Here is a 12294-nt window from a genome sequence, read left to right on the forward strand (position 1 = left end):
TGGTTGTATTAATACCCAAAAAACTGAGCCCATTGGCACCATACTTCTTGCAAGCCTAGTCTGTCTCCTTTAACAAAATTGACTTTTTGTCCGGGTTTCGCCTGTGCCAGTCTAGGTAAATCAATACGAGCTACGCAGCCAAATTTAGGATACCCGCCAATAGTCTGGTGATCGTTGAGCAGCACAATAGGGTTACCATCGCTAGGTATTTGAATTGAACCTAACGCAATTCCCTCTGATAGTACGCCTTCGTAAGGTGGACGAATGTTATTGCCCTCAAGACGGTAGCCCATGCGATTCGAATTGGGGGAGATGATGAATGCTTTGTTGTAAAATGCTTGGCGAGCGTCTTCATCAAAGTCCTCGTTCTGATAGCCTTCAATCACTCTCAACTTAATGGGTAAGTTGTAATCTGGCTTAAAGCGAAACGTCATTTGCCTTGGCTTACGTTTCGGTAAGTTATGAGGGACAAAGGGAAGAATATCGCCAGCTTTCAAAGCGCCACCATTTGAATCATAACCACCTAGAGATTCTCTCGAGACGGTCGATGCGCTTCCTAAGTGCTGAGCAACATTGAATCCACCTTTAACCGCTAGGTAGGAGCGAAGTCCATTCCTTGCGACTCCGAACTGAAGCTTCTGTCCTTTTTTCAACGTAAAGTCAGACCAATTTGAAATAGGTTCACCATCTATTTTTGCATTTAAATCACCGCCACATATAGCAAGGTGGCAGTTATGCAAGGCAATAAAACAAGCGTTACCCAGAGTAATTTCAATCGCAACGCAATTGACTACGTTACCAAGCAAATGGTTGGCCCAACTGTAAGCATAGTCGTCGACCGGGCCACCTTGAGTCACACCGACATGCGCTAAGCCAAAACGACCAAAGTCTTGAACTAAAGAGAGCGGTCCTGGCTTTTCCACCAGTAATCCACCGTAACTCATAGTACGCCTCCTAAATCGATAAACTCTTGTTTTGAAATAGCATTAAAGGTGACCTTGTCACCCACTTCAAACGGTATAAAAGGAGGAGAGTCGGAGAAGAGCGCAAGCGGGCTTTTACCAATAATGTTCCATCCGCCAGGACTATCTGATGGATAGACGGCCGTTTTAGAGTCTGCGATTCCGACACTTCCGGCCGGCACTTGAGTTCTTGGTGTGGCAAGCCTTGCCATGTGCAATTGAGTATCAACGTCAGAGAGAAATGCAAAGCCTGGAGCAAAGCCAATTGCAGAAACCGCGTACTCAGTTTTCGTATGCAGGGTAATAAGATCGTCTAATGACAGACCTCGCTTTTGAAAACGAGATAGATCTAACGCGGTTTCTTCAGAGTAATACACAGGGATAGTAATGTGATTCGGCTGGGAAAGCTTAAGTGATTGAGTATCAAACTGGCTCACGATTTGTTGCAGCTCATTGACTAAGTTCTTTTCGTTGATTCGAAAAGGTAAGTAATCAATGAGAATAGTTTGATAGGAGGGGACAACGTTCATAACAATTGAAGCGAAAGTTTCTCTTATGCTGCGAGCAAGCTCTCCGACTGCATTTTCAGAAATACTCTCATCAAACTTAATGAAAATACTGCACTCGGAGATCAAAGAGATATTAAATTTCTCTTTATGCATTAATTTCCTCCAGCGTATAGGCTTTGGCGGATCTTTTGGATCAGCGCGATCGACTCTTCATTGTCACCATGAACACAAATTGTGTCGGCTTCCAATAATATGTAACCGCCTGAAGCGGTTTTGACACGCCCAGAGTCAGCTAAGGTCCGGACTTGCTCAAGTATCGCGTGCTCGCTTTTTAACACGGCATTGGGCTGTGTTCTAGGAGTCAGTAAGCCGTCATCTTGGTATAAACGATCTGCAAATGCTTCAAATAGCAAGGGAACATCATAATCGTCTGCGATTTCTAAGTATTTTTCGTTTTCCTGTGAAGCTAGGATCATTAACGGTACTTTGAACAGTGCTGCCGCCTTTACTACCGCTCTAAATATCGCATCACTTTTCATCATGTCGTTGTATAGAGCACCATGAGGCTTTATGTAACTGATGTCTGTGTATTGCGCCCGGCATAATGCTTGTAAAGCACCAACCTGATATATAACCATGTTCGTAATTTCATCACCCGTCATGCTTATGCTTCGTCTGCCAAAGCCTTGTAGGTCGGCGTAACCTGGGTGTGCGCCAATATCAACATCGTTGTCATTCGCTAGGGTGATAGTGTCGTGCATGACATTAGGGTCGGAGGCATGAAAACCACACGCGATGTTCGCCATATCAACATGGGGCATCACGTCTTCATCTGCGCCCATACTCCAAGAGCCAAAGCTCTCGCCCATATCACAGTTCAATGTAAGTTGCTGTTTATTCAATGTCATACGTTTTATTTCTACACAAGCAATGGGTTTACGATGCAGGAAAATGCATCTAGGTTCAGTGACTCACTTCATTCTTCTATCATGAAAACGAGGCTTTTTGAGCAGATAGGTGACGAAAAAGATCACGTTAGTCCATAAAGATGTTGCCGTTATTTGAGTTGATCCGAATTTTGAGGTATTTCGTTTCTTTTCCATCCAATTTTTGAGAATTTAAGGTTATTTTGCATTAGCATCGTGTTAATCTTGTCGCCCTTCATGGGTGATAGATTGCATAATGGTTCTTCTGTCATTTTTGTGGTTGTCTGCGACAGGAATATATATGTCATTACGAGCGAAGCTTATTTGGCCTCTTCTGGTCTTTTTAACGGCTATCTTTGTTATCTCAAAAGGTTACACCTCGTATACTGTATACCAATCGTCTAAGCATGAACTGGTCGAGCAGACAAGAAAGCTGATTAACAATGTTTCTTTCTCAATTAAAGATGCGCTGACAACAAAGGACAAGCAAAAAGCTCAAACTATTCTCGCCAACTTTTTAAACCAGCCAAATGTAACGCGGGTCAAACTTTACGACCAAGATGACCAACCATTCGCTGTTATGGAGATAAGTGGGGCACTAGCACCCGTTCCAAGTCAAACCGAAAGAAGTAGGTTGCACGCTCTAGGCTATGCCTTATCAACCAAATTTCTTTATGTTCTAGAGCCGATTATCCATGATGGCTATGTCATTGGTAGCATGAGAGTTACGCTTTCTCATCGCCCAATTGTAGAAGCCATACAATCTTCACTTCAAGATGGCGCTTTACTTCTTCTGTTTCTGATCGCTGGTGGCACTGTTTTTTACATAAGTATCGAGAGGCTTGTTCTCAAGCCCGTGATGGAACTCAACCGCGTAATAGAGAATGTGACACACGGACGAAACACGGAACATCAAGCTCGCTATTACGCCAAGGATGAAATTGGAGACCTCGCGAGCTCTTTCAATCAAATGATGAATAGGTTAACAGTACGTGAGAAGCAGCGGCAACATTCGCTAGACACACTAGAACAAAAGCGCGCATTTTCAGAAGAGGTTATCGAATCTGTTCAGCATGCATTAGTTATTACAGACAATTCCGGACGTGTTATTCATTGTAATACGGCGACCCAGCAAATATTTCAAAAAAAATTAGATGAACTTAAATACGCCAATATTCGTGATCTAATTAAAACCAAAACACCGAATGAGCTGAGTCAGATCCTGAGTCGAGGCCTAGAGTGCGATGATATTCACCTCAAAAATGCAGATAACGAACAGCAGTTGAGCCTAACCAGTCGTCGCCTCTCGACACATGAATACTTACTGTTTTCGATTCAAGATATCACCGAAATTGAAGAAGCCATAAACCGGCAACGTGTTGCGGGACGTGTCTTTGAAAGCAGCCAAGATGGTCTCATTGTTCTTAATCATCGCGGTGTCATTACGATGGCAAACCCTGCCGTCACTAAGTTAGTCGGCTTAGAGGTGGATCAGCTTATTGGGAAGTCATTCATCCAAACGCTAAAGTGGCGCAAGTTACAGGAAATGATGCCTAGTATCATCGAGTCGATAGAAAATTATGGCGTTTGGCAAGGTGAAGTTATCGAGAAGAACCATATTGGTCAGTTTGTACCGATGTTTGCTCGAGTCAATCGTATCGTTAAGTGTGAAGACTATGGTTTCTATGATCTGGTTATTGTTCTTACCGACCTTTCCGGCGCAAAAGAGATGGAACGATTAGAGCATTTAGCTCATCACGATGCTTTAACGGGGTTAGCCAATCGATCTAAGTTCCATTTAGAGTTGGAACAACTAGTACAACGCTCTGGATACTTGCGTGACGAATTTGCAGTTTTGTACCTCGATCTGGATGGATTTAAAGAAGTTAACGATACCTACGGTCATGATGCAGGTGATGAAGTTTTGAAAAAAGTTTCCGAGCGTCTAACATCTGCGACGAGACATAGTGATTTAATCGCAAGACTTTCTGGTGATGAATTTGTCATGTTGGTAAATCCCGCCAATCAAAAAGTGGTCACCCGAATAGCAGAACAGTTGCTCGAGAGCATATGTGCTCCAATTGAGTACAAAGGTCACTTACTCAAAGTTGGCGTTAGTATCGGCGTAAAATTAGTCGGCGTAAATGAGCGCGATGCTACTCGAGTTTTAAAAAGTGCGGATACGGCAATGTATCAAGCAAAGAAAGCCGGAAAAGGCCAAGCAATATTAATGGGATGCGAATTACAAGAGACAGTTTAAATCGTAACGTCAAAGCTTTAAACTAACCCAATTCGCGTCAGAAGGAATAATAAAATGAAAGTACTCGTTACGGGTGGTATGGGCTATATCGGTAGTCATACGTGTATTCAAATGATCGAAGCTGGCATGACGCCAGTGATTCTTGACAACCTGTACAACAGTAAATCTACGGTATTAGATCGAATTGAAAAGGTATGTGGTGTAAAGCCAACCTTCATTAAAGCCGATATCAGAGATAAATTGGCGATGGTAGAAGCACTAAAGTCGCACAATATTGAAGCTGTTATCCATTTTGCTGGTTTAAAGGCCGTCGGTGAGTCTGTAGCAAAACCTTTAGAGTATTACGACAACAACGTTAATGGCACTTTAGTATTGGTTGATGCAATGCGTGAAGCCGGAGTTAAATCGTTGGTATTTAGTTCATCAGCGACTGTATACGGTGATCCTGCTTCTGTACCCATCACAGAGGACTTTCCAACTAGCGCAACTAACCCATATGGGCGCAGCAAATTAATGGTAGAAGAGTGTTTAACCGACTTCCAAAATGCGAACCCTGACTGGAGCATTACACTTCTTCGTTACTTTAACCCGGTAGGTTCACATCCAACAGGCGAGCTAGGTGAAGATCCTCAAGGTATTCCAAACAACTTAATGCCGTTTGTTTCTCAAGTTGCGGTAGGGCGCAGAGAGTTCCTTTCTGTGTTTGGTAGTGATTATCCGACCAAAGATGGCACAGGCGTACGTGATTATATTCATGTAATGGACTTATCTGATGGTCACGTTGCTGCATTAGAAAAAGTAGGTAGCAAAGCTGGCCTTCATATCTATAACCTCGGTACTGGTAACGGCTACAGTGTACTGGACATGGTGAAAGCATTTGAAGCCGCAAGTGGTAAAGATGTCCCATACCAACTTGTTGAGCGTCGTCCAGGTGATATTGCAGAGTGTTGGGCGGATCCATCAAAAGCGATGAATGAGTTAGGTTGGAAAGCAACTCGCACTCTAGAAGAAATGACTGGCGATACATGGCGCTGGCAGTCTACTAACCCTCAAGGTTATCCAGATGCCTAATCTTTAATTTACAAAATAGTAACAAAAAGGCGCGTAATTGCGTCTTTTTTGATCCAAATCGGAAAAAATCGTAAATTACTGGTTAAAAGGTAGCAAGTATATATAGAGCTGTTAAACTATGCCCGACTCTTAATTTGGGTTATAAATTTTCTCATAGCTATTGGGGTAGTTCATGGAACTCGGTCTGATCATCACTTTCATCATTGCAGCAGCAGTAATGGTGAAAAAAGAGATGGCAAAACAGTAAACTTTCATTTTTCATACTTTTCTTTACATTTTTGAAATGAAAGCCATAAAAAAAGCCAGCATTACGCTGGCTTTTGTGTTTTTAAGGTTTAGAACTCGTATTTAACACTAATGTTATAATTACGCTCAGCTTGCGTTTTGTCTCGACTTAACTCAGTCTTACCGCGAACATCGTTCCAAAGATGGTATTCTTCATTCGTTAGATTCATAACACCAGCACGAATGGTTATATCTTTCATTGGTTTGTAGTACGCCGTTAAGTCAACGACTGTCGCAGACGGCAAAGCAACTTGGTCTTTGATTCCGCCTTTATCACCATCAGAGTTGATATCACTGTTCGATTTCTTAGCCGTGTAGTTTACTTTTAGGCTTGTCCCCCAAAGTGCATTTGGTGAATCGTAATTTACAGCAGCTACGGCATTCCATGGGTTTACACTGTTCAAAGGATTACCATCACCATCTTCACCTTCTGTGTATGCTGCAACAAAGCGAGTTGTCACGCCTGATGGAAGACCAGCAATGGCATGCCAATCAAGACGGTTAGAGAGCTCAACCCCTTTAATGTTTGCTTCACTAATATTGATATTTGTGAATTCAGTTAAACCACCATTGTTTGATGACGTTTGCTCAATAAAGTCACTGTAATCACTGTAGTAGAACGCTACTTCAGTTGCAGACGCTGCAGTGTTATGACGGTAACCAAGTTCATAAGACAAACTCTTTTCAGATCCCAAATTTGGGTTAGGGCGGTTGGTATAGCCATGAGCCGGATTATCGTAAGTGTAGTAAAGCTCGTCGAACGATGGCGCTCGGAACCCTTGGCTCACTTGCGCGAAGATCGTGCCAGGTTGCGATACAGAGTAAGTCGCTCCTAAACGACCAGTTAATGCAGAGTCGCTAAACTTCTCGAATGACTCTTCAGAAGTATTTGAAGGATTAGTAGAGAAGTAATCGTAACGCACACCTGGAGTCAGAATTAGCTTGTCATTAAGAAGCGAAATTTCATCTTGCAAGAATAAACCAAAGCTTTCTTCTTTTGCATCCGGTGTGTAAACGTAAACAGTATCTGGCGTGCCAGGATCGGAATTAAACTCGCGATTGGTATTACTGATGTCACTATGTTTGTACGATATTCCGTAAACAATATAGTGATTTTGAATCTCTTTATCTAACTGAGTTTCGAATTCAAATTTGTCTTCAGTATATTCGTAATCTTTTTTCTGTTGGTTGTCACCACTAGGCGGTACGTAAGGTGGGTAACCAGGGCTAGCTTCGATAAAGCGATTAGAGACGCCGTTTTCTTCTTTACCAATCCATGTAAGCTTGGACGTGATCGTATCCGAGATAGCTGCATCTGCAAACCAAATGTGCTTGAGCCCAATGCGATTTTGCTTGGTTGTGTCTTCAGCGTTGAAGTTTTTGTAACTTTTATGTGCGATCTCTGAGTCAGTCTCGTTGTAAATAACTTCTCCCAAAAACTCCAAGCGATGAGCGTCATTCAATTGAGATTGAAGTTTTACCAATAGATCGTTTTTGTAATAATCTTGGTTGTCCACAGAATAGTTATCGTAAGGCGCCTTAGAGAAATTTTGTAGCTCTGCACCATCACGGCGTGTAAAGGCTACAAGTGCTTCTGTACTACCGAAACGCTTTGCTAAAGCTACATGCTCACTAAAAGAGTTATCTTCCGATGAATAAGAGAGTTTAGCTTGACCACCAAAGTCTTTGCCATCTTTGAGGAAATCCTTCGGATCTTTTGTTTCGAATGCGACAACACCGCCAATTGCATCACTACCATGTAGGCTAGAAGCTGCTCCTTTAACAATTTCGACACTCTTTAGCATATCGGGGGCGACAGTAACGGCACTAGAATTGATAAACGAATATGGTCCACCGCTGAATACACCTGGTTGAGATGCACCGTCTACTAAGATTTTAACTCGTTTACCTTCCATCCCGCGAATGTTAATACTTTGGACGCCTTGGCGTTGAGTGCCATTAACAGTAACACCTGGCGTATACTCGAATAGATCATTCAAGTCCTTTACCATGTTTTCTTCGATGTCTTTCTCTGATACAACAGCAACAGAAGCAGCAACAGTGTTTATGGTTTGGTTGGTACGGGTGGCCGACACAACGATTTCTTCAAACTTAGAAGCTTCTTCCGCATAAGCAGTATGGGAAAGGGCAACTAAAATGGAGGCTGACAAAATTGATTTTTTATACATTGGCTTCAATACCTTAGATCCATAATAGGTAACAACACGCGGATATTAATGGATATAAATGGTAATTACTATCATTACCATTGTCATTTATTGATTTGTATTGAATCTTCTTCTTAGGCTATTAGCATTCCTAGTCTTTAGTTATCAATATGTTATATAATTTGTCGTTAGTTCTTGATAAGTTCATCCAAATACAACGAATGTGATAAATGTCACATTAAGAGAGGCCATGTGCAGAGTCCAATTACGTTAGAAGCACTCCATATTCTAGATGCTATTGATCGAAGAGGGAGTTTTGCTGCTGCTGCGAATGAGTTAGACAGAGCCCCGTCATCGCTGAGCTATCAAATCCAGAAACTCGAGCAAGACTTAGACATTATTATCTTCGATCGCTCTGGTCACAAAGCCCATTTTACTGAAGCAGGTAAGCTTATTCTTGAAAGAGGAAGAGCCATTTTACAAGCCAGTGAAAAGTTAGTGAACGATGCAACGTTATTGGCGAATGGCTGGGAACTGGATATTACCATTGCCTTCGATGGCATTATTCCTATATCCAACTTTTTCCCGATGGTTGATGCGCTGGCCGAGGTCAGCTCAACTCGAGTCAGGCTGCAAGAGGAGATTCTGGCTGGTAGCTGGGAGTCGTTGAATACGGGGAGAGCTGATTTACTGATTTGCCCATCACTGGATACGCTTCCTCAAGAAGTTAAGTCAGAAAAAATTGGTAAAATGAGTATGTATTGGGTAGCTTCCGCTGATCACTATGTTCACAAGCGTAGTGGTAAGTTTGATGAAGCAGCGCGAGAAAAGTATCGGATCATTGCTATTGCAGATACCGCACGTGAGCAACCCGCGCTCTCAATTAATATTATTCAAAAACAGCCTCGCTTGACCGTCACCAACTTTACGGCAAAAGTAGAAGCGCTCACTGCAGGTTTAGGTATTGGTACATTACCAAGCCAAATTGCACAACCTCTTATTGATAGTGGTGTATTGAAACGAATCGAAGGCACTGAAGAACAGCCGATGAATATTATTTTGGCATGGCGCCGGAACACTATGGGTGAGGCAAAATCCTGGTGTATTCAGTACTTAAAAAAGAATTGGAAACTAAAGTAACAACGTAACTTTTACTTCTTAGATTCCCATTGATTACCGAATGTAAGAAGTAAAAGTCATCGCTAATGCTGCGCTTTTCAATTTAAAGGGAGCACCATATCTGCCGTACCGTCTGCAAACTGGACATCGATCTCAAACCCCAAGTTCTGAGCCAACATCAACATTCCTCTGTTTGTTGGCATGGTCATTCCAGACATTTGCTTTGTGCCTTTAATTTTGCAATAGCTGATTATTTTCTGCATCAGCACTTTGCCTAAACCTTTTCCTTTCAAATCTGAACGAACCAAAATAGCAAACTCAGCGTCACTATTGTCTGGTGTAATCAATGCGCGGGCTACCCCTATGATAGACGGTCCGTCAGTATTAAACGCTACCGCAACAAACGCCATTTCGCGGTCGTAGTCGATTTGAGTAAAGTTTGCCAAAGCCTCATGGTTGAACTCTCCAACTTCAGAAAAGAAACGCTTATAGAGATCTTCTTTCGATACGCTATTAATGAATTGAGCATGCAGCGGCTCATCCTCAGGCAAGATAGGGCGAAGCAGGATAGGTTGGCCATCTCGAAGCGTTACAGTTTCGACAAACTCTGCCGGGAAAGGGCGAATCGCTAGCCGTTTTTGGGCGTCTCCTTCGTATTTACACAGTGTGACATCTGCATCAAGGATAGTTAAATCGCTTCCGGACACTAGCACTGGATGGATATCCAGTTTTTGTATTTCTGGTAACTCAACTGCCATTTGGGAGATACGAACCAAGAACTTCGACAACTCAGTAATATCGAGCGCATCTTTGTGTTTCTGCAGGCGAATCTTTCCAGACTTTAGGGCAACAACGACAAGGTAGCGCGCAAGCGTCATGTTCAAAGGAGGAAGTGCAGCGACGGCATCTTGGGCGATATTCCACTCAGAGCCGCCTTGACCAAGCAAGATCACTGGTCCAAAGACTTTATCTACTGCAATACTAATCCGTAGCTCTTCAGCGCTGCCGAGCTTTGCCATCCCTTGTACTAACAGCCCATGTACATTGGCGGAAGGGTAACTGAGCTTTACGGTATCTAAAATGGATAGCGCTGCGTTGGAAACTTCTCGACTGTTTCTTAAATTTAGAGCGACACCGTGAACATCCGATTTATGAGGAATGTCTGGAGAACGTAATTTAACCGCAACAGGGTATCCAATATTTTCTGCCATATGAACAGCTTCAATGTCGTCAGATGCAATCCACGTAGGCAAAACGTTAAACCCGAACAGCTTAAATAATGGGCTGGTTTGATGCGTATCCAAGGTGACTGTGTTTTTATCCAGTAGTCGTTCGTTTACCCACTCTTTTGCTGAACTCACACTTCCAGAATGTAATGGCTCTGCCGTCGTTGGCGTTTCCATTAGTTGTTTCTGGTTTCGTCTGTATTCGACCAAGTGCATGTATGCTACAACCGCACTTTCAGGTGTTCTATAGGTTGGAATACCTGCTTGAGTAAATGCCAGTCGTGCCTCTCTCGACGTTTGTTCTCCTGACCAGTTGGTCAAGATATTAAAATGCTTATGCCGAGGGTGAGATTTGATTGAATTAATAACGGCTTGAGCAGTTTCAAGAGGATCAGAAACAGCAGAAGGACTATGCATAATTAATATCGCATCTGCACAGTCGTTATTCATCAGTGCGTTAATGGTATCAATATAGCGTTCTTGGGTTGCGTCACCAGACAGATCAATTGGATTTCGAGCACGCCAGTTGGATGGAAGTACTGCTTGTAATTGCTCAATGGAAGCGTCATCAAGCGTTGCGAGTTGGCCACCACGTTCAATCAAAGTATCAACGGACATAACAGCAGGGCCGCCGCCATTGGTAATGATCGCTAAACGCTCTCCACGAAGTGGCACAGAATGCGTGAGTGTTTCAACCGCGGCAAAAAGCTCATGCGTATTGCTGACTCGTAACATACCAGTTCTGCGAATAGCAGAATCGTAAATTACGTCAAGTGTATCTCCGTCTTGCTGCTCAAAAGTATTCATCTCTTTAGAGCGGCCCGCTTTTAGCACCAATATACGTCGGTTACGTGAAGCGGCGCGCGCAGCAGACATAAATCGGCGAGCGTCTTGGATATTATCAACATAAAGCAGAATAGCTTCTGTGTTTCCATCCATACTCAAATAGTCGAGCAAATCTGCAAAATCGATATCCTGTCCGCGCCCAATCGAAATGAACGAAGAAAAACCAATGTTCTTATCATTTGCCCAGTCTAAAACAGTGGTACAAACCGCCGCGGATTGTGAGATGAAAGCAATTTTTCCGGGTTTAGCTGCGACAGGGGAAAACGTGCAGTTAAAATTGTGCCAAGGAAGGATGATACCTAAGCTGTTTGGGCCTAAAACTCGAATGTTCAATGATGAAATATCTAAAGGCTTAGGGTCATCAGAGATAACAATCGCAAACGGTGTGCCTCTCTCATCTAGCTCTTTAAGCAACTGCTCGTTACGTGAAACGTTCGTACACAAAATTGCAATATCTGGCGTATAGGGCAGGGAAGCTACATCAGGGTAAGCGATCACGCCAGATACGGCTTTATATCGCGGCGTTACTGGCATAATCGCGCCACCAAATCCACTTTGTAGAAGGTTGCGCATCACAACATGTCCTGCTCGCAATGCTTTTTGAGATGCCCCAATAACGGCCACAGAGTTGGGTTTAAAGAGTTTATGTAGTTTATTCATGCTGACTCCTAGCCGTTTGTAAGTCACGTTGGCTTCTCGGTTTCATATCAATCATAAACGAATAATTTACTGATAAAACATCTTCAGACCAGACATTGCAGAAAATGTGTACGATGCTTATGGAGTTTGTGTTATTCATCACATCAAAATCACAGATTATTGTATTTGATGCTTGATAAACGGCCCTGCTATCGGCATGATTTATCGTAATATTTATCCAGAGCATTTGTTACTTCATGAAAAAAATCGCAATCATCGGCTT

8 protein-coding genes are annotated in these 12294 nt (G+C 42.8%); 3 read left to right on the plus strand and 5 right to left on the minus strand.

Annotation, left to right across the window (positions count from 1 at the left end; translation table 11 throughout):
* Positions 1-8: 8 nt before the first annotated feature.
* The 3 genes from R7Z78_RS18505 to R7Z78_RS18515 are packed head-to-tail and all read right to left on the minus strand — an operon-like array spanning position 9 to position 2379.
* Positions 9-944, minus strand: a complete 936-nt coding sequence (locus tag R7Z78_RS18505) for a biotin-dependent carboxyltransferase family protein (RefSeq protein ID WP_104976091.1) — start codon at positions 942-944, stop codon at positions 9-11.
* A complete protein-coding gene (locus tag R7Z78_RS18510; protein ID WP_005386313.1) occupies positions 941-1624 on the minus strand; it encodes a 5-oxoprolinase subunit B family protein in 684 nt (227 codons plus the stop codon). Before R7Z78_RS18510 ends, R7Z78_RS18505 begins: the two co-directional genes overlap by 4 nt.
* On the minus strand, positions 1624-2379 hold the full coding sequence (locus tag R7Z78_RS18515; protein ID WP_005386314.1) for a 5-oxoprolinase subunit PxpA: 756 nt from the start codon (positions 2377-2379) through the stop codon (positions 1624-1626). The genes R7Z78_RS18510 and R7Z78_RS18515 overlap by 1 nt, the downstream gene beginning before the upstream one ends.
* A gap of 319 nt (positions 2380-2698) precedes the next feature.
* On the opposite strand from R7Z78_RS18515, the gene R7Z78_RS18520 reads away from it, so the two are divergent.
* Together R7Z78_RS18520 and galE are read left to right on the plus strand one after the other, a co-directional pair.
* The gene (locus tag R7Z78_RS18520; RefSeq protein ID WP_017634155.1) at positions 2699-4657 is read left to right on the plus strand and encodes a diguanylate cyclase domain-containing protein; all 1959 of its coding nucleotides are present in this window, start codon (positions 2699-2701) and stop codon (positions 4655-4657) included.
* 54 nt (positions 4658-4711) lie between these two features.
* Complete coding sequence (galE, locus tag R7Z78_RS18525) at positions 4712-5728, plus strand: UDP-glucose 4-epimerase GalE (protein ID WP_005376309.1); 1017 nt, start codon at positions 4712-4714, stop codon at positions 5726-5728.
* A 335-nt stretch (positions 5729-6063) separates the two neighbouring features.
* Here galE and R7Z78_RS18530 read toward each other — a convergent pair whose 3' ends face one another.
* Positions 6064-8202, minus strand: a complete 2139-nt coding sequence (locus R7Z78_RS18530; protein WP_104976090.1) for a TonB-dependent hemoglobin/transferrin/lactoferrin family receptor — start codon at positions 8200-8202, stop codon at positions 6064-6066.
* A 231-nt stretch (positions 8203-8433) separates the two neighbouring features.
* Here R7Z78_RS18530 and R7Z78_RS18535 point away from each other — a divergent pair, with 231 nt between their 5' ends.
* The gene (locus R7Z78_RS18535; RefSeq protein ID WP_033907071.1) at positions 8434-9321 is read left to right on the plus strand and encodes a LysR family transcriptional regulator; all 888 of its coding nucleotides are present in this window, start codon (positions 8434-8436) and stop codon (positions 9319-9321) included.
* Positions 9322-9398: 77 nt separating this feature from the next.
* Here the strand turns inward: R7Z78_RS18535 and R7Z78_RS18540 are convergent, their stop codons facing one another.
* Positions 9399-12032, minus strand: coding sequence for a bifunctional acetate--CoA ligase family protein/GNAT family N-acetyltransferase (locus R7Z78_RS18540; protein ID WP_104976089.1), 2634 nt, complete (start codon positions 12030-12032; stop codon positions 9399-9401).
* Positions 12033-12294: the final 262 nt, after the last annotated feature.

Origin of the sequence: Vibrio sp. 1167, assembly GCF_033340375.1 — a bacterium.
Taxonomy (GTDB): domain Bacteria; phylum Pseudomonadota; class Gammaproteobacteria; order Enterobacterales; family Vibrionaceae; genus Vibrio; species Vibrio alginolyticus.

What these genes read in the sequence shown, in the direction of transcription:
- R7Z78_RS18505 (WP_104976091.1), bottom strand. Translation starts at nt 944, where the DNA reads ATGAGTTACGGTGGATTACTGGTGGAAAAGCCAGGACCGCTCTCTTTA.
- R7Z78_RS18510 (WP_005386313.1), bottom strand. Translation starts at nt 1,624, where the DNA reads ATGCATAAAGAGAAATTTAATATCTCTTTGATCTCCGAGTGCAGTATT.
- R7Z78_RS18515 (WP_005386314.1), bottom strand. Translation starts at nt 2,379, where the DNA reads ATGACATTGAATAAACAGCAACTTACATTGAACTGTGATATGGGCGAG.
- R7Z78_RS18520 (WP_017634155.1), top strand. Translation starts at nt 2,699, where the DNA reads ATGTCATTACGAGCGAAGCTTATTTGGCCTCTTCTGGTCTTTTTAACG.
- galE (WP_005376309.1), top strand. Translation starts at nt 4,712, where the DNA reads ATGAAAGTACTCGTTACGGGTGGTATGGGCTATATCGGTAGTCATACG.
- R7Z78_RS18530 (WP_104976090.1), bottom strand. Translation starts at nt 8,202, where the DNA reads ATGTATAAAAAATCAATTTTGTCAGCCTCCATTTTAGTTGCCCTTTCC.
- R7Z78_RS18540 (WP_104976089.1), bottom strand. Translation starts at nt 12,032, where the DNA reads ATGAATAAACTACATAAACTCTTTAAACCCAACTCTGTGGCCGTTATT.